This window comes from Streptomyces sp. NPDC005374, assembly GCF_042872225.1.
In the GTDB taxonomy this organism is placed as follows: Bacteria; Actinomycetota; Actinomycetes; order Streptomycetales; family Streptomycetaceae; genus Streptomyces.
Genome location: NZ_JBIAKA010000011.1, coordinates 237439 through 261220, shown reverse-complemented (window position 1 = coordinate 261220; position 23782 = coordinate 237439). Strand labels below are relative to the sequence as shown.

The following is a 23782-nucleotide window of genomic DNA, read 5'->3' as shown; positions in this document are numbered from 1 at the left end:
TGCTCGTCACAGCGGTTCCTTCGCAGGAGACGGTAGCCACGACGGGGGTTGTCGCGCGGCGGACCCCGGGTGTCATGCGCCCAGCCCGAGGCTCAACTCCCGCCGCAACGCGGCGACATCGACCTGGTCGGCGGTCAGCAGTCGTACGACCGTGCCGTCGGCGTCCGCTTCCGACGCCGGTGCGTCGAGCAGGGCGGCCAGCAGGTGGACCGTCCCGACCGTGGGCGAGCCGTGCTCGGCGGCCGACAGCCGCGCCACTGCCATGACCCGGTCGGCGGCGGCGGACGGACGTACCCTTCCGCTCTCGGGAACACCTGCGGCAGGGACTTCCGGAGCCGAAGTGCCAACGGGAGCCGGGTCGTTCGTCCAGGCAAGGGATACGAGAGAGGACTGCCGTACCCCGTGCCGACGCATCACGGCCGGAGCGGAGTTGGCCTTCGCCAGACCCGCGGGAAGCGAGCGCCCGGCGACGGACAGGGCCCGGTCCAGGGCCAGTGTCCCGAGCAGGAGATCCAGCGGTTCCACCGAGGCGCGCCCGTTCCGCACGGCCTGCCGCATGGCCTCGACGGACACCGCGAACAGAACCGGTGAGCCGTTCACGGAGCTTCCGGCGGTCCACGAAGTCAGGGCGCGGGTCAGGGGGTTACCGCTCCTGCCCAGCGTTCCGGCTCGTCGGAGAAGGGTGACGCCGCGGGATTCCGGCCCCGCGATCCGTGCCGAGGCGCTCGCGTCCACCGCGTCCAACGCCCTTGCCGCGGCGGAGAGTTCCAGTTTCTCCAGCACCATGGCCTCCCGTGCCCGGCTGCCCGGCAGTTCCAGCAGGGCACGGGCAACATGCCGACTGCGCACGGAGATCACTCCCTCGGCGCGGGCCGACCTGAGCGCGAGCAGCAGACACGCGTGCAGTGCCCCGGTCATCCCGGGTAGCACCCGGCCGTTCTCCGGGGCCGATCCGCGCGCACCGAGGCCGTAACGCCACCGGGCCTCGCGCCAGGCGGCGTCGATCTCCCTCTCATCGGCTCCCCGATGGGCTTCCTCACCGGCACCGGCTGTGATCGGCACACCATGCGCCTCGTCGTCGCTCACCCAACCGAGACCCGCCCGGCCGGCGATGAGACCGCTGAGCGAACCGGCCTTCCGCATCCCGGGAGCGATCGCCTCACCGGCGTCCGTGCCCCCGGACACGAGTTCCCCGAGCAGGGTGTCCGTCCCCACGACCGGCAACTCGCCCCTGGCCGCACGGCGCAGTGTTTCCACGAGCAGGTCCATGACGTCCGGCTCGAACTCCGTGGCCGCCCCGGTCACGGTTGTGCCGTCGTCGGCGTGGGCTCCGGTCATCTCCTGCTGTTCCATCAGCGTTCCCCTCACAGCGCGGTGGTCTGGTCACAAGGACGCTAGGCGCGCCTGACGCGTCACCGCGACGGCCGATCGTCCGGACCGCCGGTCCGATCGGCCATCCTGCTGCTGGGCCGCATGCCCATGCGGAGGATTGCGGCCGCCCGGGTGCGGCGAGCGTTGTCGCGCGTGGTCCGGTTGTCACCGGCAGCAGGCAGGATGCGCGCGGTCCGGAAAACGCATGCGGTGCGGTCCCGTGCGAGTTCCGCGTGGGGTCAGCGGGGGTCCAGCAGGCCGGCGAGCAGTTGGAGCCTCTCGGCGTCGGGGCCACCCTCGGCCGCGGTGTAGACGACCATCATCGGGCCGGGAGTTCCCGGCAGCGGGTAGGCGTCCCAGTCCAGGTTCAGCTCCCCGACCAGCGGATGGTCGACGCGCATCTGGCCGCGTGTGGTCTCCAGCACGTCGTGGCGGGCCCACAACGCCGCGAACTCGTCGCTGCGGACGGCGAGTTCGCCGACGAGCTCCACGGCGCGCGGGTGCCCCGGATCGGCGGCGACCTGGGCGCGCAGCATCCCGGTCAGCTCGGCGACGGTGGCGACCCGCTCCGGGCAGGTCTGGTCGGCCTCCGGGTGCAGCAGGAGGGACAGCAGGTTCCGTTCCGTGACCGGCAGCCGGGTGAACTCGCCGAGCAGCGCGCCGGCCAGCGGACTCCAGGCCAGTACGTCCAGGTAGCGGCCGACGACCAGTGCGGGCGAGGGCATGGTGCGCAGCAACCGGCGTGTGGTGTCCGGTACTTCCTCCGGTTCGTACCGGCGCGGGGCACGGGCCGGGGTGCGCGCGGCGGCGGCGAGGCTGTGCAGGTGCCGGCGCTCCTCGGCGGAGAAGTCGAGGGCGCGTGCGAGGGCGTCCAGGACCTGTTCGGAGGGCCGCACGTCGCGTCCCTGCTCCATGCGCTGGTAGTAGTCCGAACTCACCCCTGCCAGCAGGGCCAGTTCCTCGCGCCGCAGCCCGGCGACGCGCCGCCTCGGGCCGGGTTCGAGGCCGACGTCCTCCGGCCGCAGCCGGGTTCGGCGGGTCCGCAGGAATTCGGCGAGTTCGCGTCGCGGATCGTCGGCCGGCGCGAGGGGGGAGTCGGTCACGGGGCCAGTATGCTCCCGGCGCCGCGCGGGAGGGTGGGTCTGCCGGTCCCAGGAAAAGGCGAACGACCGTGATGTCGCGAGCGGGCACCAGTATCGGTTCCGCAGCAGCCGACCACGGAGGGAACAGCGACATGAGGGCCGCACAGATCACGAGTTACGGCGCACCGGACGTCCTGCGGATCAACGAGGTCGACCGCCCCGCTCCCGGTGCCGGCGAAGTCCTGGTGGCGGTCGAGGCGTCCAGCGTGAACGGACACGATGTGATCGTCCGGGCCGGGGAGTTGAAGATGGTGTCGGGGCGCCGCTTCCCGATCGGGGCGGGACTGGACTTCGCGGGCGTCGTCGTCGGGACCGGCGCCGATGTCGAGGGCTACCAGGCCGGGGACCGGGTGTGGGGCATGGTGCATCCCCGTCAGCGGCACACCACCGCGGGGGCGGCCGAGTATGTCGTCGTCGCCGCGGACCGGATCGCGCCCGCCCCGGCGGACCTCTCACCGGTCGACGCGGCCTCCCTGGTCGTGACGGGCGCCACGGCGCTGATCGCGCTGCGCGACAGCGTGCACCTCGCGGCCGGGGAGCGGGTCCTGGTGCGAGGCGCGGCCGGCGGCGTCGGCACCGCCGCCGTGCAACTTGCGCACGCGCTGGGAGGCCATGTCACCGCGCTGGCCCGCGACCGCCACGCCCGGCTGCTCACCGATCTCGGTGCCGACGAGGTCCTCGACCACGGCTCCACCACCTCGGACCGGATCGGGCCGTTCGACGTCATCGTCGACACTGTCGGCTCGGAACTGCATTGCTACCGGGGCCGGTTGGCCAAGGGCGGCAGGATGGTCACCGTCGGCCTGTCGGCCACCGCCCTGGCCGCGATCGCCGCGTCGAGCGTGTACGGCTCCCGCCGTATCCGCACCTTCAGCGCCAATCCGGGCACCGCGGTGCTGAGCGACCTGGCCGGTCACGTCACCTCGGGTGCGCTACGACCGGTGGTGCACGGCGTGTACCCGCTCGCGGACATCGCCGCGGCGCACGAGGCGTTCGAGCGCGGCGGCGTCGTGGGCAAGCACGTGGTCGCGGTGTCGGCGTAGACCCGAGGGCGTAGGCCCGAGGACGCCGACACCGCGACGCGGGTCACGCCGCGCGCTGTTGAGGCGCACGGCGTGACCCGCGGATTCTCGGGCGTCGGCGTCAGCCGAGCAGCTTGGTGGCCAGCGTGGCCGCGTTGTACGAGCCCCAGCCGGTGGTGAAGTCCCAGCCGGTGGCGGACGAGTAGGCGCCGTTGCTGCCGCTGGTGATGTCGTGGAAGCCGGTGCCGGCGGCGGTGTAGAGAGCCGGGTTGGCGAAGCCGAGGTTGGCCTTGCCCGCCGCTGCGGCCTGCTGGTTGTAGAGGGCCGCGAAGGCCGCCCACTCGGGGGCCGCCGCGCTGGTGCCGCCCACCGCGAACCATGAGCCCTGCGAGTAGACGGAGACACCCGGGCTCGGGTTGGCGTGCGCCGAGACGTCCGGCACCTGGCGGTAGCCGCCACCGGCGGTCTTCTGCACGGCCGTCTGCCAGCTCGGGATCTTGAAGACGGAGGACTTGCCGCCACCGCCGCCGGACCAGGCCACCTCGCTGCTGAAGGCGTTGGCGGAGGTGACGGTCAGCTTGGTGCCGCCGACGCCCGTGACGTACGGGTCGCTGGCCGGGTAGTCGACGGTGGTGGTGCCGTCGCCCGCGTCGTCGGAGCCGTCGTCGCCGGAGGCCGCGTAGAAGCCGAGGCCCTCGGCCGCGCCCGCCTTGAAGACGGCGTCCACGGCGTTGATGTTGGAGGTGGTGCGCTGACTCTCGGAGGCGCCCCAGCTGATCGACGTGGTCGGGATGCCGCTGTCGACGATGGCCTGGTAGGTGTCGACCTCACCGGCGTCGGAGTTGGGGCCCTCGAAGACGGTGACGTTCGCCTTCGGGGCGATCGCGTGCAGGACCTCGATGTCCAGCTCGACCTCCACCTGACCGTCACCGAGGGCGCCGGAACCGCCGTCCACCTGTGACACGGTCGGAGTGGGCGAACCCAGGCTGTAGTTGGTGTCGTACTTGGTGATGTTGGCCTGCTGGAAGCCGTCGAACTCCAGCAGCGCGATCTTCTGGCCGCTGCCGGTGTACGTGCCGGAGACGTTGTAGCCGCCCTTGAGCTGGGCCGGGGTGTAGCCGCCGCCCGGTCCGTTGCGCGGGGCGACGGTGTGCGGCGTGGCCTGGTGGTGCAGCTGGACGCGGTTGTTGAGGCCGGCCACGTCACTGACCAGGGAGGCGATACCGGAAGGCAGGGTCGGTGCGCTGTCGTTGGCGTAGAAGGAGCGGCCGGACGTCTTGTCCTTCCACGTCGACAGCCGGGTGCCGAAGGCCTTCTGCAACTGGGCGGCGGTGCCGGTGGCGTCGACCAGCAGGTTGCCCGAGTGGACCTTGCCGACGGTCAGGCCCTGCCCCCGCAGGTACTCCTTGAGCTGCTTGACCTCGGCGTCGGTGCGGCCGAACCGGGCCGCGAACCCGGCCTTGGAGAGGTAGTGGCCGTAGGACGACGAGTGCGGGTCGCTGACCTTGGCTATGAAGGTGTCGAGTGCCGTGCCCCCTCTGGGGGCCAGGCTGATCGCCACGGGGATCCGCTTCCCGGACGCGACCGAACCGGTGCGCTTCGCCTGCTTGCCCAGGCCCTTCACGACGTCTCCCGCGACGGCCGCGCGAGTGGTGTGCGGCTGGGCGGAGTTCGCCGCGTAGGCGGCGGGGACGGCCGCGGCGAGCAGGGCCGGCACGGTGACCAGACCGAGCAGTTTCAGACGAGACTTCACTGTGGTCCTCCGGAGAGTGGGGGGTGTCCCGGAAGCGGAACGGCTTCACCGTAGGAACACCGGCCCCACCCCCGTAAGCGGGGGAACCCTTGCGTGACGTGTTAACTGCGCGTGTCACGTCAGCGGCGAGCGCTCGCCGGCGGGTGCTCAGCGTCGGGTGCCGAGAACGCGGGGGACGCGGACCCGCACCGCCTGACTGACCGTCACCGCATGGGTGGGCGGCCGTGCTTGGTCCTCGTCGGTCAGGTCGACGGCCGCCGCTCCGGTCGCGAGGACGGCCACGGCCATGGCGTGCGCGAGTGCGGTGCGGGAGCGCACCCCGAACTTGCGGTACACCCGCGACAGGGCCCCCTCCACCGTCTTGACGCTGATGAACAGCTCGGCGGCGACTTCCCTGTTGGTGGCCCCGCCGCCGACCAGCGCGGCGATCCTGGCCTCCGTGGGCGTGAGTTCGGGCCTGCCCGCCTCACCGCCGCGGTCCCCGGCGTCCAGCCGCGCGAGCTCGTCCCGGGCCCGGGACGCGAGCGGGGCGGCGCCGATGCGGGTGGCGGTCTCCAGGGCCTCGCCGAGGACCTTGCGCGCCGTACTCCTGCGGCGCGAGCGGCGCTCGACCGCGCCGAGGGCGATCAGGGTGCGCACCAGCTCGACGGGCAGGGGGAGTTGACGCAGGCGCTCCACGGCGGCCCGCAGACGTGCGGCCCCTTCCTTCGCCCGGCCCAGCCCCGCCTCCCGCAGGCCCTCCGCCCGCTCCAGGGCGGCCGGCACACTGTCCGGCGTGGCGGCGGACACGCGGGCGTAGGCCTCGCGGACCACTGCTCCCGCCTCGTCGTTCTCGCCCAGGACGACCAGCGCCTCGGCCAGGTCGGCGTACCAGTGCAGCAACGGCGGGTCGGCGGCGCACATCGCCGTGCCCAGCGCCCTGACCCGCTGGAGCGCCTCGACGGCGGCCGCCGCCCCCAGCGGGTCGCCGCCGAGCAGTTCGGCCTGCCCCAGCACCGCCAGCGCACGCACCAGGAACAGCCGGTCGCCGTCGGCCTCCGAGGCGCGCACCGCCCGCCCGGCGAGTTCCCGGGCCTCGGACACGCTGCCGCCCGCGGTCGCCGCGAGCGCCGCCGCGTACAGCGCCGGGGCGGCCTGTACGCCCGCCTCGGCCAGCGCCCGCGAGCAGCGGTCCGCGGTGTGCAGTGCCTCCCGGCAGTGTCCGGCGCGCACCTGGACCCGGGTGAGCGCCACCAGGGTGGCCAGTACGTCCTCGATGCCCGCGAACTCGCCGACGGCCGCGAGGAGTCGGGTCAGCTGTCCGTGGGCCTCGGTCACCCGGTCGGAGTCCAGGGCGAGGATCGCCCGCATCCGGATCAGCCGCCAGCTGTCCGGGCCGCCCTCGGTGCCGCCGCTCAGGGTCAGGGCGGCTTCGAGCGCGGCATCCGCGGCGACCGGGTCACCGGCCAGGGAGCGCACCCGGGCGAGGGTCGCCAGCGCCCCGATGCGGGTGTCCGTGTCACCCACCCGTGCCGCCTGCCGGGCATGCCGGTCGGCGGCCTCCAACTCCCCGCACAACAGGCCCCGTACGGCGGCCCAGTGATGTAGCCGCGCCTCCGACTCCGGGTCTCCCGCAGCGTCTTCGAGGCCTTCCTCGATCAAGTCACCGGCGCCTTCGAGGGCTTGGCCCGCGTTGCGCAGCAAGATCAGCCGGGCCCGCACCCGCAGACGCGCCGAGTCCGACTCGGCGAGAACGGTCCCGGCGGCCTCGCCCGCCTCCTCAAGCCGTCCGGCGTCACAGGCGTACTCGGCGGCGGCCAGCAGCCGTCCCGCGCGGTCGGCGGGGTGGTCGCCCGGGGTGCGGCGGGCGGCGAGCGCGGCCAGTTCGAAGGCGGTCCCGGGCGCGCCGCCCTGGCGCGCGGTCCCGGCCGCGGACGTCAGGGTGCGGGCGGTGTCCTCGTCCTCGTACGGATGGGCGTGGGCGAGGTGCCGGGCCCGCTCCACGGGATCGGCGACGGCCCGCGCCAGCAGGGTGTGTGCCTGTCTGCGGGCGCTGTGCGGGGCGTCGGCGTACAGGGCGGCCCGGATCAGCGGATGCCGGAAGCGTACGGTCCCCTCGGCGTCGGCCGTCGCGACGCCGAGCCGTTCGGCGGCCGCGAGGTCGGCGACCGGGTCGGGGAGCCCGGTGGCCCGCAGCACGGTGAGGCCGGGGCGGTCGGCCGCGCTCGCGACGAGGAGGGTGAGGCGGGCGGGCTCGGGCAGGGTGCGGGCCCGGTGCAGGAGGAGGTCGCGCAGTCGCGGCGGTACGCCGCCGCCGTCCAGGGCCGCGCGCCCCAACTCCTGTGCGTACAGGGGGTTTCCGGCCGCACTCTCCTGGACCGTCCGCAGCGCCGCCGGGGGCAGGTCGGTGCCGAGGTCGGCGCGCACGAGGCCGGCCACCTCGGCGTCCGTCAGGGGCGGCACGGCGAGTTCGAGGGTGCCGGGCGGGCAGCAGCGCAGTCCTTCGGGCTGCCCGCCGTCGGTCACGCGCTCGGCGGCCAGCACGCGGATGCCGGTTCCGTCGAGGCGGCGTACCGCGAAGGCGAGCACCTCGGCCGTCGGTTCGTCGAGCCACTGCACGCCGTCGACGACCAGCAGAACGGGGCCGGTCGACGCCAGCGCGCGCAGGGCGTCGAGGACGCCGACGCGCAGCGCGAGCCGGCTCCGGCCGTCCTCGGGGCCCGGGTGGTGCATTAGGGCCGCGTCGAGTGCCGCGCGGGGCTCGGGTGCGAGGGACTCCAGGCAGTGCCGCGGCACCCGCGCGAAGAGGTCGACGAGCCCGGCGAACGGAAGCCGGGCGTCGTCCTCGGCGGGTGAGCAGTGCAGGACGGTGCCGGGCGCGGAGGCCGTCAGGGCCGTCAGGAGCGTGGACTTCCCGATCCCCGCGGGGCCGTGGAGGAGGACTCCGGGACGGGCCGCCGACTCGGCCCTGGCGAGGTCGAGAAGCTCGTGCCGCCCGGTCAGCGGGCGTGTTCCCATGGGGTCCCAGCAGGTCGGAGCATGTGCTCATGACAACCCTGGTGGATCACGGTTGTCAATGCCGTCCATCACCCCGACGGCGCACATCACGGCGGCGCTGACGAGGGCGGCGCCGAGGTCAGCCGCGCATCGCGAACGCGATGAACTGGGTCACCTGGCGTGCGGCGAAGTTGTCGTCGGAGACCAGGACGACGGTGCGGCGGCCGTCGGGGAGACGCGGGCCGAGGGTGATGCCCTCGACGTTGTCGACCCGGGACAGCCCGGGTACGTCCGACAGGTCGGTCACGAGCGTCTTGCGGACCGGCTTGAGGGGCCGCGCGGACGGGTCGGTGAGGGAGTCGCGGCCGAGGACGTCCGTGGCGCCGTGCAGGTCGACCAGGTAGATGCGGGCCTTCCAGTTGTTGTCGGCGTAGATCGAGGCGCGCTCCAGAACCAGGAAGCGGTCGTGACCGAGGGCCACGAGGTCGCTGACCCCGTTGGTGTCGGTACTGCCCGCGGGAGTTGCGGCGAACAGCGGCTCCAGCGGGTAGGCGTACTGCGCCGACGGCTGTCCGGTGCGGGCGTCGTGGACGGTGATGCGGGTGAGCGCGCCGTGCTCGGGGGTGGGGTCGTCACCGTCCTGGTAGAGCGGGTCCTCCATGGCGGTGACGATCCGCCGGCCGTCCGGGGTGAAGGTGACTCCTTCCAGGGTCTGGTTCTTGCGGGGGCCGAACTCCTGGGAGTTCATGTGCAGTTGAGGGGGCAGCGGGAGCTGTCCGGTGTAGGCGCCGGTCGTGGTGGCGCGGCGGATCCAGGGGTCGCCGAGGAGGGCAGGGCCGTCGGACGGGACGATCCGTTCGCCCTCGCTCGTCCAGACCAGGCCGCCGTCGCGCGGGTCGACGGCGATGCCCTCCGGGTCGGGTGCGACGGTGGAGGTGGCGGTCGAGGTGGGCGGGAAGGCAGTGCCGTCCGGGCGGAGCCAGGGGTGGGTGCCGGTGAGCTCGACACCGTTCAGGGTGCCGCCGGTGAGGTCGACGTGCGCGGTGTAGAAACGGGCCGCGCCGGTCTGCGACCGGTCGTCGCTGATCACGTAGTACGCACCGGACTTCGCGTCGTAGCTGATGGCGGACAGCCCGCCGACGGTGGTGCCCTGGAAGGACATGGCGTTCGGCAGTTCCCGCTCGCCGAGGAAGTCCAGCCGTATACCGCTGTCGTGAGCGGCGGCGGCCGGGGTGCCTGAGAGCGCGGGGAGCGCGGCGAGGACGACGGCGGTGGCGATGATCCGGGCACGGGTGGCGCGGATGCTCATGAAGTCTCCAAGGTGGGCAGGCCGGGTGGTGCGGCGGGCGCGGTGCGGGACGCGCGCCGGCGGCGCCAGGCGAAGAAGGCGAGGGCGAGCAGGGTGAAGGCGTACGGGATCGCGGAGACCAGCTGCGACGGGATGGCGAGGTTGCCGAGCTGGACGGCGAGGGCCTCGGCGGTGCCGAAGCCGAGGGCGGCGAGGAAGACGCCCCAGGGGCGCAGGGCGCCGAGGAACACGGCGGCCAGGGCGATGTAGCCGCGGCCCGCGGTCATACCGGTGACGAAGAAGGACACCGCGCCCATGCTCAGGAACACTCCGGCCGCCCCGGCCAGCGCGCCGCTGAGCGCGAGGGCGCGGAACTGGACCCGGTGCACGTGGATGCCGACCGAGCGGGCCGCCTCGGGATGCTCGCCGACGGCGCGCAGATGGAAGCCGAACCGGGCCCGGTACAGCAGCCAGGCCACCGCGGGGGCGGCGGCGAGGGCGGCCCAGGTCAGCACGTTCTGCCCGCTGAGCACCGCGCCGAGACCGGGAACGTCCTCGATCAGCGGCAGCCGTACCGAGGGCAGCGCCCCGCTGTGCAGGCGACTCGTTCCGCCCTTGTCGCCGAGGAGCGCGTACACGGTGTACGCCGTCGCGCCCGCAGCAAGCAGGTTGAGGCCGATGCCCGCGATGATGGCGTCCGCGCCGAGGTACAGGTGCAGTACGCCGAGCAGCAGCGCGAGGAGCGCGCCCCCGGCGATCCCGCAGGCGGCCCCGGCCCACACCGAGCCGCTGTACCCGGCGACCAGCGCGCCCGTGCAGGCGGCGGTCAGCATCGAGCCCTCCAGCGCGATGTTGGGCACGCCGGCCCGCTCGGCCAGCAGACCGCCGAGGGCGGCGAGGACGTACGGCGTGGACACCCCGAGGATCGCCGCGAGGAATCCGGTGCTGAGCACGACGTCGAGGACGGGGCCCATCAGCGGGCCTCCCTTCGGGCGAGATACCGCTTGACGAGTTCGGGCAGCGCCCGCGCGGTCACGAGCAGCACGATGACGGCCTGGATGATGGTCACGGCCTCGGAGCCGACGTCGGTCTGCTGCTCCATCACATCGCCGCCGACGCGCAGATACGAGTAGAGGAGCGCGGCGGCGACCACGCCGACCGGATTGTTGCGGCCCAGCAGGGCGACGACGATGCCCTCGAAAGCCAGACCGCCGGCCATGTCGGGCTGGAGCCCGCCGTAGACGCCGAGGGCGAGGTGGGCCCCGGCGAGACCGGCCAGCGCGCCGCCGATGACGAAGCTCCACTCGATGGTGCGCGGCACGTCGAGGCCGCCGTACCGGGCGAAGTCCGGGTTGGAGCCGGTGATCCGGATGCGGTAGCCGAGCGGTGTCCTGGCCAGCAGGAACCAGACGGCCGCCGCCACTGCGAGCATCCCGAACAGGCCGATGTTCGCCTGGTCCAGGGGGACGCCGAAGAAGTCCGAGAGCAGCGGCAGCGCCGAGTCGGGCCGCACCGGGGCGGACTGCACGGCGCTGCTGTCGGGCGCCTTGATGTGGTCGGTGAGGAGATAGTCGAAGACGCGTACGACGACGGCGTTCAGCATCAGGGTGGCGACGATCTCGTTGGCGCCGAGGCGGGCCTTCATCACCCCCGGGACCGCGCCCAGCGCGCCCCCGGCGAGGGCGGCGACGGCGAGCGGCACCAGGACGGCGGCGACGGGTGGCAGGTGGAGATGGATCGCCACCAGGGCGCTCGCGAGGGCACCCGCGTACACCTGGCCCTCCGCGCCGAGGCTGATCTGCCGGGCCCGGAAGGGGATCGACACGGACAGGCCGAGCAGCGCCAGGGTGGTGGCGTCGGCGAGCCAGCGGCCGATCCGGGGCGTGCGCTCCAACGGGCCGGTGAGCAGGGCGTTCAGCGCGCCGGTGGCGTCCTTGCCGGTGGCGAGGACCACCAGGAAGGCGATGAGGACGGCGACGGCGACGGTCAGCACGGTCATCGTCAACTCGACGACCGCCGTACGGCGTCGGGTGGCCAGGAAGTCCCGGCGCCCCTGCCCTTCCGCTCTTGTCCCGGGTTCCAGGATCGAGGTCATCGGACACCTGCCGTGATCCGCTCGTCGGGATGCCGTTCCACACCGAGCATGTACAGGCCGGTGGCCTCCTCGGTGAGTCCGGTCGGGTCGTCGAAGCGGGCGACGAGCCGGCCGTCCTTGATGACCAGCAACCGGTCGGAGAGCGCGAGGAGTTCACCGAGGTCGGCGGAGACGAGGAGCACCGCCGCGCCCGCGTCCCGGGCCTCGATCAGCCGCTCGTACATGAAGTGCATGGCGCCGATGTCGACGCCCCGGGTGAGCTGGGCGGCGAGCAACAGGCGTGGCCGGGCGGACAGTTCGCGGGCGACGACGACCTTCTGCAGGTTGCCGCCGGACAGCGAGCCGGCCGTCGCGTCGGGATGCGGGGCGCGGATCGCGTACCGGCCGATGAGGTCCTCGGCCAGGTCGCGGATGCGGCGGGTGCGCAGGATGCCGCGGCGGGCGACGGGGGGCCGGTCGTGGCGGTCGACGATCAGGTTGTCGGCGAGGGAGCGGTCCAGGGCCGCCCCGTTGGACAGCCGGTCCTCGGGCACGTGGGCGACACCGGCCCGGCGGTGGCCCGCGGCGTCGAGGTGGGTGACGTCGGCGTCGTCCACGGTGACCGTTCCGGCGGTGGGGCGACGCAGCCCGGCGAGGAGTTCGACGAGTTCGGTCTGGCCGTTGCCCTCGACGCCCGCGAGGCCGACGATCTCACCGGCCGCGATGTCGAGGGACACGTCGTGCACCGAGGGGCCGGAGAGGTCCCGCACCCGCAGAACTCCCGCTCCGGGGCGGGCGGGTGGCTTTTTCACGTCGAGGGACATCTCCCGGCCGACCATCATGGACGCGAGCTGCGCCGGGGTCGCCTCCTCGGTGCGCACGGTCGCGACCATCGAACCGGCGCGCATGACGGTGACGCGGTCGCTGATCTCCCGTACCTCCTTGAGCTTGTGCGAGATGAACAGCACGGTCATGCCCGAGTCGCGCAGTCTGCGGACCGCGCCGAACAGGTCGGTGGTCTCCTGGGGGGTGAGCACGGCGGTGGGCTCGTCGAGGATGAGGATGCGGGCGCCGCGGTGCAGGGCCTTGAGGATCTCGGCGCGCTGGCGCATCCCCACCGACACCGCGTCGACCCTGGCCTCCGGGTCGACGGCGAGCCCCGCCTCCTCGGCCAGCGCGGCAGTACGTTCGGCGGCGGCCACGCGGTCGACGCGGGCCAACGGGCCCGGTTCGACGCCGAGGACGACGTTCTCGGCGATGGTGAACGACGGCACCAGCATGAGGTTCTGGTGGACCATCCCCACCCCGAGGGCGATGGCGTCCTGCGGCCTGGAGAACCTGACCGGCCTGCCGTGCACGCTGAGTTGCCCGGCCGACGGCTGTTCCAGCCCGTACAGCAACTTCATCAGCGTGGACTTGCCGGCGCCGTTCTGCCCGACGATCGCCCTGATCTCGCCGACGGGCACCGACAGGTCGACGTCGATCACGGCGCGGGTGCCGTTGGGGTAGGTCTTGCCAAGGCCCGTGGCCGCCAGGGCGGGCGGGGCCTTCTCCGCGGCGCCGTGCACGACCGCGTCGTTTTCCTCGATGGGTTCCACCAGTGTTCCTCGGAGGTCAGAAGGCCGAAGGGACCTTGACGGCACCGGACTTGACCTTCGCGGCCTGCGCCTCCAGTTCGGCGCGTACGGCGGCGGGGACGAGCTTGTCGAAGTTGGCGTTGTCCACGTAACCCACACCGTCCTCGGCCAGGCCCACGGCGGCGGGCTTGCCGTAGGCGAGCGTGCCGGCCTTGTTCGCCTTGGCCGCCAGATAGAGGGCGTTGCCGGCGTTCTTGAGGATGGAGGTGACGACGGTGTCCCGCTGAGCGGCGTCGGTGAGCGTCTTGTACTGGTCGGAGTCGACGCCGAAGGCGTAGCGCTTGGAGGCGACCGCCGACTCGAACACGCCGAGCCCGGAGGATCCGGCGACGGGCCACACCAATTCCGCGCCCTGCCCGTACATCGCGGAGGCGATCTGCTTGCCCTTCGCGGGGTCGCCGAACGGGTTGTCGCCGCCGACGTACTGCACGAGGACACCGGAGGACGGATTTCCGCCCGCCGCCTTGAAGCCCGCCTTGAATCCGACGACGAAGTCCTCGATCACCGGGATCTGCACTCCGCCGATCACACCCACCTTGCCGTTTCCGGCGCTGCCGGGAAGGGCCTTGGCGGCTGCGAGTTTGTCGGCGAGGAATCCGGCAAGATAAGCCGCCTCGTTCTGCTTGAAGGTCACGGAGTAGACGTTCGCGCACTTGTTGGAACAGCCGCTCTTGCCCGTGTAGTCGACGGAGCCGTCGAAGAGCCAGAACTTCTTGTCCGGGTATTCCGGGGCCAGTTTGGACACGAAGCCGACGGTGTCGACGGTGCCCGCGGCGAGCACGTCGTAGTCGTCGCCGGCGGCGGCGTCCTCGAAGCCCGAGGCCCACTTGGTGCGGTCGCTGCCCAGCTCGACGACCTTCAGGCTGTATCCGAGGTCGCTCTCGGTCTTCTTCAGGCCCGCGTACGCGGAGTCGAAGAAGGAGCGGTCGCCGAGATTTCCGTTGATGACGAACTTGATTCTCGGCTTGCCGGATTTCTCGGACTGGGAGGAGCCGGAGTCCGTAGAAGCGCCGCACGCGGCGAGAGCGAGGGAGAGCGCCGCGACGCCTCCCAGGATTCTGATCTTGTTCATCGCCTGGATTCTCTTTCTCGGTGAGGGGTGTTCTTATTCGTTGGCCGAAAGCTATGCAATGCAAAACGTTTTGGCTATGGGTCTTTGTGTTCTCTCGCGTTAGGAGATTGTTTCCGGGAGCAGCGCGGTGGCCGCGATGGTGACGGCCCTGTCGAAGTCGGTCTCCCGTTCGGCCGGGGTGAGCGCCTCCGCGTGGCGCACGTGGTCGCTGACCGTCAGGACGGCGAGCGCCTGGCCGCCCTCGGCGGCGGCGGTCGCGTACAGGCCCGCGGCCTCCATCTCGACGGCGAGGGTTCCGTGCGCCTCCAGCCGCTCGAACAGCGCCGGACGCTCCAGATAGAAGTGGTCGGTGGTGAACACCGGCCCGATGTGCGTGTGACCTCCGGCTCCGCCTTCGCTCTCGGCGGCCCGTGCGGCCGCCGCGGCCAGGCCGAAGGACGCGGTGTGACTGAGGTGCACTCCGTCCATGCGTCGGCTCCCCATCGCCGAGTCGGTGTGGGCGGCGGTGGCTACGACGACGTCCCGCAGCCCCACCGAGGCGGGGATGCCGCCCGCGGTGCCCACCCGCACGATGCGGCGCACGCCGTAGAAGCGGAAGAGCTCGGTCGCGTAGATCGTGACGGACGGCATGCCCATACCGGAGGCCAGCACCGACAGGGGCGCCCCTCGGTAGGTGCCGGTGTATCCCTCGATGCCGCGTACGTCGGTGACCAGCCGGGCGTCCTGGAGGAGCGTCTCCGCGATACGGCGTGCGCGGCGCGGGTCGCCGGGCATCAGCACGTCCGGCGCGAAGTCGCCGGGGGCGGCCGAGATATGGGCGGTGACCATCAGGAGCCCCCTTCCGCTGCGGTCCCGGCCAGCCAGCGGACCAGCCGGTCCCACAGCTCGGGGTAGCCCTCCCACTCCAGGAAGGCGGGCGGGGCCCAGTGGGGCGCCAGGTCGGACGTGAACGCCGCCGACCTGCCCGCGCCGTAAGCGCCCACCGCCAGCAGCGGATGGCCCGCGCACTCGACGAGCAGGTCCGCGTCCTCCCGTACGGCCACCTCGTTGAGGCCGAGCAGGTCCGGCCAGGTCGCGTCGAGCCCGTCGACCACCGGATGCCGGTCGAGAACCCGGGGTGCGGCTCCGGCGGGCAGTTCCACCCGGTCGTCCCGGTCGTGCAGGGCGACCGGCAGCGCGGCGGCCAGCGGGGTGCGGCCCCAGCGGGCCTTGGCGTCGATGCCGGTGAAGGTGAGGTAGCCCCCGACCATCAGCAGCCCGCCGCCGCGCTCGACGTACGCCCGGAGCAGTTCCGTACGGTCCGGCGTGGGCACCGAGTGGGCGAAGGTCTGCGGGGTGAGCTGGAAGCTGTTGGCCCCGACATCGCTGATCACTACGACGTCGTAGGCGTCAAGGCCCTCGGCGGTGGCGGGCACTCTGCTCGCTATCTCGTGCGCCGGGACGTACGTCACCGTGTGGCCGCGGTCGCGCAGGGCGTCGAGGAAGACCTGGGCGCCCTCGACGTACTCGGAGGTGAAGAAGGAGTCGAACCCCTTCTGGTGGACGGAGTGGGTGAACCAGGACTCACCCACGACGAGGACATGGGGCATTGCGGCACGGCCTTTCAAAAGAGGTGCGTGGTGTGTGGTGGTGGGGCGCCGGTCAGCGGGCCGGGCGGGCGGGCGCCGTACTGGCGCGGACCTTCAGTCGGACCGGCAGGATGTGCCGGGACGCGGGGGGCACCTCGTCACGGTGGACGTAGCTCAGGAGCTGGGCGCCGGCGGTGCGGCCGATGTCGTAGGCGGGCTGGTGGACGGTGGTGAGGCGGGGGTGGACCCGGGAGGCGAGCATGATGTCGTCGAAGCCCGCCACCGAGACGTCGTCGGGGACGCTCAGGCCCGCGTCCTCCAGGGCGGCGACCGCGCCGAGCGCCATCAGGTCGTTGGCGGCGAACACCGCGGTGAAGCGGCGCGGGCCCCCGCGCTCCAGGGCCTGGGCGACCAGGTCGTAGCCGGACCGTTCGACGAACGCGCCCTCGACCTCGGTGACTCCCGCGTCGCCGAACGCCTCCCGGAAACCGGCGATCCGCTCCAGGCTGCTGACCAGGTCCACCGGCCCACTGATCGCCAGTACTTGGCGGTGGCCCAGATCCCGCAGGTGCTGCCCGATCAGCCGGCCGCCCGCCCGGTGGTCGGCGGTGACCAGGATGGTCTGCTCAAGGAGCCCGGGGACGACCTCGTCGGCCAGGGCGATGGGGAACCGCCCGAGCAGCGACGCCAGCCGGCCGCGGGAGGGCGGCGAGCCGGAGGCGTACACCATGCCGTCGATGAACCGGCCGCGGAGCATCTCCAGATAGCGGTCCTCGCGGTCCGGGTCGAACTCGGTGTTGCAGAGGATGACCCCGTAGCCCAGGTCGTGGGCGGCGTCGTCGACGCCCTTGGCGAGTTCGGCGAAGAACTGGTTGGTGATGTCGGGGACCAGCAGCCCTATGACGTTGGTCGAACCGGCCTGGAGGTTGCGCGCGGTGGAGGCGGGGACGTAGCCCAGCCGGCTGACGACTGAGCGGACCCGCTCGGCGGTCTCCTCCGCGACCGGCCGGTTGCCGCTCAGCACATGCGACACCGTGGTCGGGCTGACCCGGGCGGCGGCCGCCACGTCCTTGATCGACGCGGGCCGCCGCAACCGGCGGCGCTCCGGCTCCTCGTCCCGCTCACGGGTCATAGTGCTGCACCGCCCTGCCGTGCGAGGTGTCGAGGAGCGCGGGCACGCGTGCCTCGATCTCGGTCAGCAGCCCCGGCAGGTCCACCGTCAGCAGCCGGCCGTCCCGCACCACGATCCGCCCGTCCACGACGACCGTGCGCACATCGCTCGCCCGCGCGCTGTAGACCAGGGCCGCCACCGGGTCGTGCACCGGCCGACAGTGCGCCCCGCCCAGGTCCACCAGCACGATGTCCGCGGCCCGGCCCGGCTCCAGCGCACCGATCCGGTCCCCGAGTCCCAGCGCCCGGGCCCCGCCGCGCGTGGCCAGCCGGACGGTGTCGGACACCGTCATCCAGGTGGCGTCCCGCTCGGCCTGCTTCTGGGTCAGCGCGATCAGCCGCATCGCCTCCCACACGTCCAGCGTGTTGTGCCCGGCCGCCCCGTCCGTCCCGGCCCCGACGGCGACACCGGCGTCCAGCAGGCTCCGTACCGGAGTGAGCGGATGCAGCGCGTGCTTCAGATACACCTTGGGGCAGCACGCCACGCCCGTACGGTCCCGGTGCGCCGCCAGCGTCGGCAGGTCGTCCGGGACGATGCCGCAGCCGTGCGCGATCAACGCGCCCGCGTCCAGCACCCCGGTCCGCTCCAGCACCGTGATGGGGGTGATGCCACGCCGGGCGAGACTCGACTCCGTCTGCTCCAGATGCTCGGCCGCGTGGATGTGGATGCGCAGGCCCGCCTCCTTGGCCAGCTCCGCGAGCCGGACCAGATCGGCGTCCTCGACGGTGTACGGCGCATGCGGACCCAGCGACGCGGTGACCCGCCCGCCACCCATGCCGTGCAGGGCTACGGCGGTCTCGGCGCTCTCCTCCAGGGCCGCGCGGCCCCGGCTGCTGAAGCAGGTCGGCGCGATGTCGGCCCGGATCCCGGTACGCACGACGGCGTCGGCGATCCGGTCGGCGTGGAAGTAGTGGTCGGCGAACGTGGTCACCCCGCTGAGCAGCATCTCCGCACAGGCCAGCTCCGCGCCGAGGCCGACGTCGGCGGGGGTGAGGTTGACCTCCATGGGCCACACCCGCTCGTTGAACCAGTCCTCCACGCTGACGTCCTCGGCGGCGCCGCGCATCAGCGTCATCGGGCCGTGCGTGTGGGCGTTCACGAGTCCGGGTACGGCGACGAGTCCCGTGCCGTCCAGGGTCTCCGCCCCGGTCGGCTCCGGTCCGGAGCCCGCCGGGCCCAGCCAGGCGATCACCCCGTCCTCGACCAGGATGTCCTGGTCCGTCTCCACCCGGCAGGGGCCCTGCTCGGGCACGACGAGCACCGAGCAGGAGGTCACGATCAGTCGGCGCGTCATGTGGATCCTTCCGTTCGAAACGGACGTTAAGGATCCAAAACGTTTTGCACAAGCCCTGGTCGTGCCGAGTCGCGGGCAGGTCATGGACGGTCGTTCCGAGTTGCGGTGGGGCGGCAATGCTGGTGATGTATTCCGTCGGCACACACCACGGATGCTGGAGGCGGGCCGATGTCTGTCACGCGGATTGACCTCGATGACGAGGCACTCGCCGAGGCCATGCGGCTGATGGGTGTCACGACGAAGCAGGAAGCGGTCAACGCGGCCCTGCGGGACTATGTGGCACGGATCAAGCGGCTCGATGCCGCAGAGAGGCTGACCGCGCGTGGCGCGCGCGGTGAGTTCGAACAGGCCGTGGCGGCGCATGAAGCGGGCAAGCGAGCCCGGCGCGAGGCCTTTGAGTGATCACGTACCTGCTCGACACGTCCGCGCTGTGGCACCTGTTCCGCACACCTGGAGCGTTGCCGCCCCGGGCAACCAGCCCGTCCCACCGGGACGAACTCGCGGAGGAACTGGACGCACTCTGCCACCTCTCTCCCGTTCCGAAGAACGCCTGGCGTTGGGTCGACACCGCCCAGTACAAACTGACCCAGCAGGGGCAGCACCGCGCGGCCGGAGCGATCGACCTGCTGGTGTGCGCGACCGCGGTTCACCACGGGCACACCGTCCTTCACGTGGACAACGACTTCGCGACGGTGGCCGGAGTGCTCAAGGAAGTACAACAACGGGACGTACGAGCCTGATCCCTTGGTGCAGCCCGTGCTCATTCCACGTCCGCGACCACGGAACCGACCCGGTCGGCCAAAGTCGGGTCGCGGCGGACCAGAAGCGTCGCGTAGCCGACGGCGGCGAGCAGGGCGGCGAGCGCCGCGTAGGGGAACCAGTTGTACGGTCCGGGCTGGCCCGGCTTGGCGAGGTAGTACAGCGGGACCAGGATCGCCAGCGTGCCGAGCGCGGGCAGCAGCAGATGCCGTACCACCCGGAACTCCTGCGGCCGGTACCTGCGGTAGTACAGCGGCAGCGCGATGTTCGACGCGAGGTAGACCAGCAGGATCAGGATGGTGCCGAGGGTCGAGGACTCGGTGAAGAAGACCACCGGGTTCATCGAGCCGCCGCCGGACCCCAGCAGATGGCCCAACCCCCAGCCGCCGATGATCACCAGAGCGGTGGCGGCGAAGGTGATGATCGCGTTGTTGGGCGTGCGGCGGGTGGGGTGTACATAGCCGAAGAAGGACGGGAGCAGGCCCTCGCGTCCGGCGTTGAACACCAGGCGGGCCTGCGAGTTGATGCCGGCGATCAGCACACCCAGCGTGGAGGTCAGACCGCCCAGGTAGGTGAGGAACGCCATTGCGCCCAGGGTGTGTTGGGCCACCTCGATGAAGGGGATGGGGGAGGCTCCGAGTCTGTTCACGTCGTAGCCGAAGCCCGTGACCGTGGCGTAGGCGAAGAGGACGTAACTCACCGTCATGATCGCGATGGAGGAGAACACCGCGCGGCCGACGTTGCGCCGCGGGTTCTCCGTCTCCTCGGCGAGCGCCGCCGAGTTCTCCCAGCCGACGAACAGGTACACCGCCAGCGGGAAACCCGCCGCCAGCCCCTTGAAGCCGTGGCTGATGTGGCTGGGCAGGAACGGATCGAGGGAGAGGGAGCCGCGATGTTCCACGAGGGCCGCGACCGACACGACGGCCAGAACCAGCATCTCCACTCCGAAGAAGTAGCCGGCCCATTTGGTGGAGACCACGATCCCGCGCAGCATCAGCCCCACGGCCAGCCCGGTGAGCAGCAGGGTCCAGATGATCCACGGCAGGTCCACGCCGGCGTAGTGGTACAGGGTGATCTGCACGAATCCGCCGGAGATGGCGATGACGGAGGCCATCGCGATGATGTAGCCCACCCCGGCCAGGAGCGCGGTGGTCACCGCGCTGACCGGTCCGAAGGTCTTGCCCACGAAGGTGGTGAAGCTGCCCGCGGAGGGATGCGCCCGGGAGAACTCCGCCAGCGTGTTGCCGAGCAGTGCGACCGCGATGCCCGCGGCGACGATGGTCAGGGGTGACGCCACGCCCGCGGTGGTGGCCAGGAAGGCGAAACCGAAGAAGAAGCTCATGGCCGGGCCGACGTTGGCCATCGTGGCGGCGGCGATGTCCGCCATGCCGAGGACGCCGCCACGCAGCCGCTGCGGCGCGCCGCCGACGGGGCCCGGCGGGGACAGCGGTCCTGCTCCGGGGTCGGGCATGGCGGCAACTCCTTGTGCATGGGGCGTGGTCGGTGCGGTTCCTCGACGGACGGACCGGGTGTCAGCGGTGCCGGGAACGCTGGTGTGCCTTCACCGCCTGGACGGCGGGGTCGGTGGCGCCCCGGCCCAGTTCGGCGAGCAGTTCGGCGTGGCAGCGGTTCTGCGCCCGGACCACGTCGGCGTGCGGCGCGGGCAGCAGCAGGCAGAGCCGGCCGAGCAGATCAGCGGCGAACTCGCGCATTCCGGCACCGCCGAGCGTCTCCGCGAGGTCCAGGTGGAAGCGGGCCTCCAACTCGGCCAGCCGTACGGGGTCGTCGGTCAGTTCCGTCTCCTCGACCAGCGCCCGGAGCCCGGCCAGCCGCTCGGCCGGGACCTCTCCCGAGCTGTGGGCGACGAGGCCGCACTCGAGCAGCAGGTGGAAGGCGTCCAGCGAAGCCGCCTCCTCGGCGTCGTGCATCGCGGCGACGACGGTGTCCCAGTCCTGCGCGACGAAGGTTCCGCCCGCGCGTCCGCGCCGGCGGTCGAGCAGGCCGTCCTGGCACATGCCCTCCAGCGCGCGACGGACGGTGATCTCGCTGATCCCGAGTTCCTCGGCCAGGACCCCGGTGTCGGGCAGCCGGTCCCCTGGCCGCACGGAGCGCAGGCGTACCCGCAGGGCGATTCTCGACCGGACGAGATCGGATCCGTTCTGGCCCCCGCCGGGCAGGGCGCGGGCGTGTCCCACGCCGGTGACCGACGTCGTCCGGGCCGGGCCTGGCTGGTTGTAAGGCCCGAACTTGCCCGCTGCATTCACCACGACGCCACCCTAACGGCCTGCTGAACACGGTCGCGGCCCTCGACGGTGTCCCGGTGCGGTGCATGGGGGCTCCCAGGGTGCGGAGGGCTTCGAAGGGGTTCCGCCGCGCGGCGCGGGTGTCGCGCCGGTCATGGTGGCCCGCGCTGGAGGAAAAATTAGAGCAAGGTGAACAGTTAAACAAGACCTGACTGCGACCGGCCGGGTGGTGGGGAGCGGGGCGGGGCGGCGTTCGGAACGCCGTAGCCCTGAGCTGGGGATTCGCGTTCCGGTGAGCGTGCTGAGGGGGTTCGTCGACGGGGGTGCGAGAGGGCGTTCGCGGCGGGCGGGTGCCCATGGATGCGGCGCACGGATGCCCTCGCCCCGCCGATTGCACCCTTGTTTTTTTTGATCGCCCTGAACTATTTTCCTGAGCGTCACCGGGCGGCCGACCTGGCAGCAGACAGCGGTCGACGGCCGTGATCCACCATGCCCTCCCCTCGACCGTGATCGCCACCCCCCGCCGACCGCCCCGACCCGGCACCCCCGCACGCCCGCCCGGCGGAATCCCTACGGCCACCTCGGTCCGATCCGCCGGAACCGTCCCCATTCCCCGCCAGCCCCCTGGATGTCGAGATGACAACACGTCCTCCTGTCACCGCCCCCGACAAGGTCACCACCACCGAAAGCGCCCCAGCCGAAACCGGCCTGCAGGCCGGGCTGAAGAACCGCCATCTGTCGATGATCGCGATCGGCGGTGTCATCGGAGCGGGCCTGTTCGTCGGCTCCGGCTCGGGCATCGCCGCCGCGGGGCCCGGCATCCTCGTGTCGTACGCCCTGGTGGGCGCCCTGGTCGTGCTCGTGATGCGCATGCTGGGTGAGATGGCCGCCGCGAACCCGACCTCCGGCTCCTTCTCCGCCTACGCCGACCGCGCGCTCGGCCGCTGGGCCGGGTTCTCGATCGGCTGGCTGTACTGGTTCTTCTGGGTCGTGGTGCTCGCCGTCGAGGCGACCGCCGGCGCGAAGATCCTGGAGAGCTGGATCCCGGGCGTGCCCCAGTGGGCCTGGGCCCTGATCGTGATGATCGTGCTGACCGTCTCCAACCTCGCCTCGGTCGCCTCCTACGGCGAGTTCGAGTTCTGGTTCGCCGGGATCAAGGTCGTCGCGATCGCCGCCTTCATCGGCGTCGGCCTCCTGGCGGTCTTCGGGATCCTGCCGGGCACGCACAGCGACACCGCGGGACTGTCCAACCTCACCGCGCACGGCGGCTTCCTGCCCAACGGACCCGGCAAGATCCTCACCGGCGTGCTGATGGTCGTCTTCTCCTTCATGGGCAGCGAGATCGTCACCCTGGCGGCCGGGGAGTCCGAGGACCCCCAGCGCGCCGTCACCAAGGCCACCAACAGCGTCATCTGGCGGATCGGCGTGTTCTACCTCGGCTCGATCTTCATCGTGCTGACCCTGCTGCCCTGGAACTCCCCGGCCATCACCAAGGACGGCTCGTACGTCGCCGCGCTGGACTCCCTCGGCATCGCGCACGCCGGGCAGGTCATGAACTTCATCGTGCTCACCTCGGTGCTGTCCTGCCTCAACTCCGGCCTCTACACCGCCTCCCGCATGGCCTTCTCCCTCGGCCGCCGCGGCGACGCCCCCGCCGCCTTCGGCCGCACCAAGCGGCAGGGCGTGCCGCAGACCGCGATCCTCGCCTCGGTCGTCTTCGGCTTCGTCGCGGTGTTCTTCAACTACGCCTGGCCCGACACCGTCTTCCTCTTCCTGCTCAACTCCTCCGGCGCCATCGCCCTGTTCGTCTGGCTGGTCATCTGCTTCTCGCAGCTGCGCATGCGCCGGATCATCCAGGCGGAGGCACCCGAGAAGCTCGTCGTACGCATGTGGCTCTTCCCGTACCTGACCTGGGCCACCATCGCCCTGATCGTGTTCGTGCTCGGCTACATGCTCACCGACACCGCCTCCGGCGGCGGCCGGGACCAGGTCGTCCTGTCCACCCTGGTGGCCGCGGGCGTGGTGGCCTTCGCCCTGCTCCGCAATCGGCTGTCACCGAAGAAGGACCCGGCAGAGGCGATCACCTCCCCGTAGGGGCCAGGGCCGGCCGCACGCACGCCGGTGAACTGCGGACCGGGCCCGGGTCCGGTCCGTGATCCTCGCCTACGACTCCGGCCGTCCTCAGGCCCACCTGAGGACGGCCGGAGGAGTGCGTGGCGGGGCCGCCCGGGGTGAGGACGCGCCGGAGAGAGGTCGCGGGCGTATCCGACGCCTGCCTCCGCGGTGCCCCGGACGCAGTCGGCGCCGACGGTGCAGGAAACGGGCACCAGGACCCCGGCCGCCGTACCGTGCCATCACGTCCCGGCCCGGGACCAGGCGGCACCGGGGCCGTCGCGCAGCCGTTCGCCGAGG

19 protein-coding genes are annotated in these 23782 nt (G+C 72.1%); 4 read left to right on the top strand and 15 right to left on the bottom strand.

Going from position 1 to position 23782, the window contains the following annotated elements; all coding sequences use genetic code 11:
* Positions 1 to 72: 72 nt before the first annotated feature.
* Positions 73 to 1353: a hypothetical protein gene (locus ACFYRX_RS28175; protein ID WP_389105271.1), complete on the bottom strand. Its 1281-nt coding sequence runs from the start codon at positions 1351 to 1353 to the stop codon at positions 73 to 75.
* Between the two features lie 257 nt (positions 1354 to 1610).
* On the bottom strand, positions 1611 to 2474 hold the full coding sequence (locus ACFYRX_RS28170; protein ID WP_389105269.1) for a helix-turn-helix transcriptional regulator: 864 nt from the start codon (positions 2472 to 2474) through the stop codon (positions 1611 to 1613).
* Positions 2475 to 2605: 131 nt separating this feature from the next.
* On the opposite strand from ACFYRX_RS28170, the gene ACFYRX_RS28165 reads away from it, so the two are divergent.
* Positions 2606 to 3556, top strand: a complete 951-nt coding sequence (locus ACFYRX_RS28165; RefSeq protein ID WP_389105266.1) for an NADP-dependent oxidoreductase — start codon at positions 2606 to 2608, stop codon at positions 3554 to 3556.
* Between the two features lie 100 nt (positions 3557 to 3656).
* Here ACFYRX_RS28165 and ACFYRX_RS28160 read toward each other — a convergent pair whose 3' ends face one another.
* The 11 genes from ACFYRX_RS28160 to ACFYRX_RS28110 form a co-directional block, all read right to left on the bottom strand.
* Positions 3657 to 5288 (bottom strand): protease pro-enzyme activation domain-containing protein, encoded by a 1632-nt coding sequence (locus tag ACFYRX_RS28160; protein WP_389105264.1) that lies wholly within the window; start codon positions 5286 to 5288, stop codon positions 3657 to 3659.
* 147 nt (positions 5289 to 5435) lie between these two features.
* The gene (locus ACFYRX_RS28155) at positions 5436 to 8285 is read right to left on the bottom strand and encodes an ATP-binding protein (RefSeq protein WP_389105262.1); all 2850 of its coding nucleotides are present in this window, start codon (positions 8283 to 8285) and stop codon (positions 5436 to 5438) included.
* Positions 8286 to 8403: 118 nt separating this feature from the next.
* Entirely contained in the window at positions 8404 to 9573 is a 1170-nt protein-coding gene (locus ACFYRX_RS28150) for an esterase-like activity of phytase family protein (RefSeq protein WP_389105260.1), read from the bottom strand.
* Complete coding sequence (locus ACFYRX_RS28145) at positions 9570 to 10526, bottom strand: ABC transporter permease (RefSeq protein ID WP_389105258.1); 957 nt, start codon at positions 10524 to 10526, stop codon at positions 9570 to 9572. Before ACFYRX_RS28145 ends, ACFYRX_RS28150 begins: the two co-directional genes overlap by 4 nt.
* A complete protein-coding gene (locus ACFYRX_RS28140; protein ID WP_389105255.1) occupies positions 10526 to 11647 on the bottom strand; it encodes an ABC transporter permease in 1122 nt (373 codons plus the stop codon). The genes ACFYRX_RS28145 and ACFYRX_RS28140 overlap by 1 nt, the downstream gene beginning before the upstream one ends.
* Complete coding sequence (locus tag ACFYRX_RS28135; RefSeq protein ID WP_389105252.1) at positions 11644 to 13224, bottom strand: ABC transporter ATP-binding protein; 1581 nt, start codon at positions 13222 to 13224, stop codon at positions 11644 to 11646. Before ACFYRX_RS28135 ends, ACFYRX_RS28140 begins: the two co-directional genes overlap by 4 nt.
* Before the next feature lie 16 nt (positions 13225 to 13240).
* A complete protein-coding gene (locus ACFYRX_RS28130; RefSeq protein WP_389105249.1) occupies positions 13241 to 14335 on the bottom strand; it encodes a BMP family protein in 1095 nt (364 codons plus the stop codon).
* A 99-nt stretch (positions 14336 to 14434) separates the two neighbouring features.
* Positions 14435 to 15163, bottom strand: coding sequence for a purine-nucleoside phosphorylase (gene deoD, locus ACFYRX_RS28125; protein ID WP_389105247.1), 729 nt, complete (start codon positions 15161 to 15163; stop codon positions 14435 to 14437).
* On the bottom strand, positions 15163 to 15924 hold the full coding sequence (locus tag ACFYRX_RS28120; protein WP_389105245.1) for a glutamine amidotransferase: 762 nt from the start codon (positions 15922 to 15924) through the stop codon (positions 15163 to 15165). The genes deoD and ACFYRX_RS28120 overlap by 1 nt, the downstream gene beginning before the upstream one ends.
* Before the next feature lie 52 nt (positions 15925 to 15976).
* A complete protein-coding gene (locus ACFYRX_RS28115; RefSeq protein ID WP_389105244.1) occupies positions 15977 to 17035 on the bottom strand; it encodes a LacI family DNA-binding transcriptional regulator in 1059 nt (352 codons plus the stop codon).
* Complete coding sequence (locus ACFYRX_RS28110) at positions 17025 to 18368, bottom strand: amidohydrolase (RefSeq protein WP_389105243.1); 1344 nt, start codon at positions 18366 to 18368, stop codon at positions 17025 to 17027. The genes ACFYRX_RS28115 and ACFYRX_RS28110 overlap by 11 nt, the downstream gene beginning before the upstream one ends.
* Positions 18369 to 18536: 168 nt before the next feature.
* On the opposite strand from ACFYRX_RS28110, the gene ACFYRX_RS28105 reads away from it, so the two are divergent.
* Positions 18537 to 18770, top strand: coding sequence for a type II toxin-antitoxin system VapB family antitoxin (locus ACFYRX_RS28105; RefSeq protein WP_389105241.1), 234 nt, complete (start codon positions 18537 to 18539; stop codon positions 18768 to 18770).
* Complete coding sequence (locus ACFYRX_RS28100; protein WP_389105240.1) at positions 18767 to 19108, top strand: VapC toxin family PIN domain ribonuclease; 342 nt, start codon at positions 18767 to 18769, stop codon at positions 19106 to 19108. Before ACFYRX_RS28105 ends, ACFYRX_RS28100 begins: the two co-directional genes overlap by 4 nt.
* Before the next feature lie 20 nt (positions 19109 to 19128).
* Here ACFYRX_RS28100 and ACFYRX_RS28095 read toward each other — a convergent pair whose 3' ends face one another.
* Entirely contained in the window at positions 19129 to 20598 is a 1470-nt protein-coding gene (locus tag ACFYRX_RS28095; protein ID WP_389105238.1) for an APC family permease, read from the bottom strand.
* A gap of 61 nt (positions 20599 to 20659) precedes the next feature.
* Entirely contained in the window at positions 20660 to 21394 is a 735-nt protein-coding gene (locus tag ACFYRX_RS28090) for a FadR/GntR family transcriptional regulator (RefSeq protein WP_389105236.1), read from the bottom strand.
* Positions 21395 to 22006: 612 nt separating this feature from the next.
* Between ACFYRX_RS28090 and ACFYRX_RS28085 the strand changes: the two genes are divergently transcribed.
* The gene (locus tag ACFYRX_RS28085; RefSeq protein WP_389105234.1) at positions 22007 to 23464 is read left to right on the top strand and encodes an amino acid permease; all 1458 of its coding nucleotides are present in this window, start codon (positions 22007 to 22009) and stop codon (positions 23462 to 23464) included.
* The last annotated feature ends 318 nt before the right edge of the window (positions 23465 to 23782 follow it).

Coding starts and splice junctions, on each gene's coding strand:
- ACFYRX_RS28145 (WP_389105258.1), bottom strand. CDS start 10,526: ATGGGCCCCGTCCTCGACGTCGTGCTCAGCACCGGATTCCTCGCGGCG.
- ACFYRX_RS28150 (WP_389105260.1), bottom strand. CDS start 9,573: ATGAGCATCCGCGCCACCCGTGCCCGGATCATCGCCACCGCCGTCGTC.
- ACFYRX_RS28165 (WP_389105266.1), top strand. CDS start 2,606: ATGAGGGCCGCACAGATCACGAGTTACGGCGCACCGGACGTCCTGCGG.
- ACFYRX_RS28115 (WP_389105244.1), bottom strand. CDS start 17,035: ATGACCCGTGAGCGGGACGAGGAGCCGGAGCGCCGCCGGTTGCGGCGG.
- ACFYRX_RS28105 (WP_389105241.1), top strand. CDS start 18,537: ATGTCTGTCACGCGGATTGACCTCGATGACGAGGCACTCGCCGAGGCC.
- ACFYRX_RS28120 (WP_389105245.1), bottom strand. CDS start 15,924: ATGCCCCATGTCCTCGTCGTGGGTGAGTCCTGGTTCACCCACTCCGTC.
- ACFYRX_RS28130 (WP_389105249.1), bottom strand. CDS start 14,335: ATGAACAAGATCAGAATCCTGGGAGGCGTCGCGGCGCTCTCCCTCGCT.
- ACFYRX_RS28110 (WP_389105243.1), bottom strand. CDS start 18,368: ATGACGCGCCGACTGATCGTGACCTCCTGCTCGGTGCTCGTCGTGCCC.
- ACFYRX_RS28095 (WP_389105238.1), bottom strand. CDS start 20,598: ATGCCCGACCCCGGAGCAGGACCGCTGTCCCCGCCGGGCCCCGTCGGC.
- ACFYRX_RS28085 (WP_389105234.1), top strand. CDS start 22,007: ATGACAACACGTCCTCCTGTCACCGCCCCCGACAAGGTCACCACCACC.
- ACFYRX_RS28175 (WP_389105271.1), bottom strand. CDS start 1,353: ATGGAACAGCAGGAGATGACCGGAGCCCACGCCGACGACGGCACAACC.
- ACFYRX_RS28140 (WP_389105255.1), bottom strand. CDS start 11,647: ATGACCTCGATCCTGGAACCCGGGACAAGAGCGGAAGGGCAGGGGCGC.
- ACFYRX_RS28155 (WP_389105262.1), bottom strand. CDS start 8,285: ATGGGAACACGCCCGCTGACCGGGCGGCACGAGCTTCTCGACCTCGCC.
- deoD (WP_389105247.1), bottom strand. CDS start 15,163: ATGGTCACCGCCCATATCTCGGCCGCCCCCGGCGACTTCGCGCCGGAC.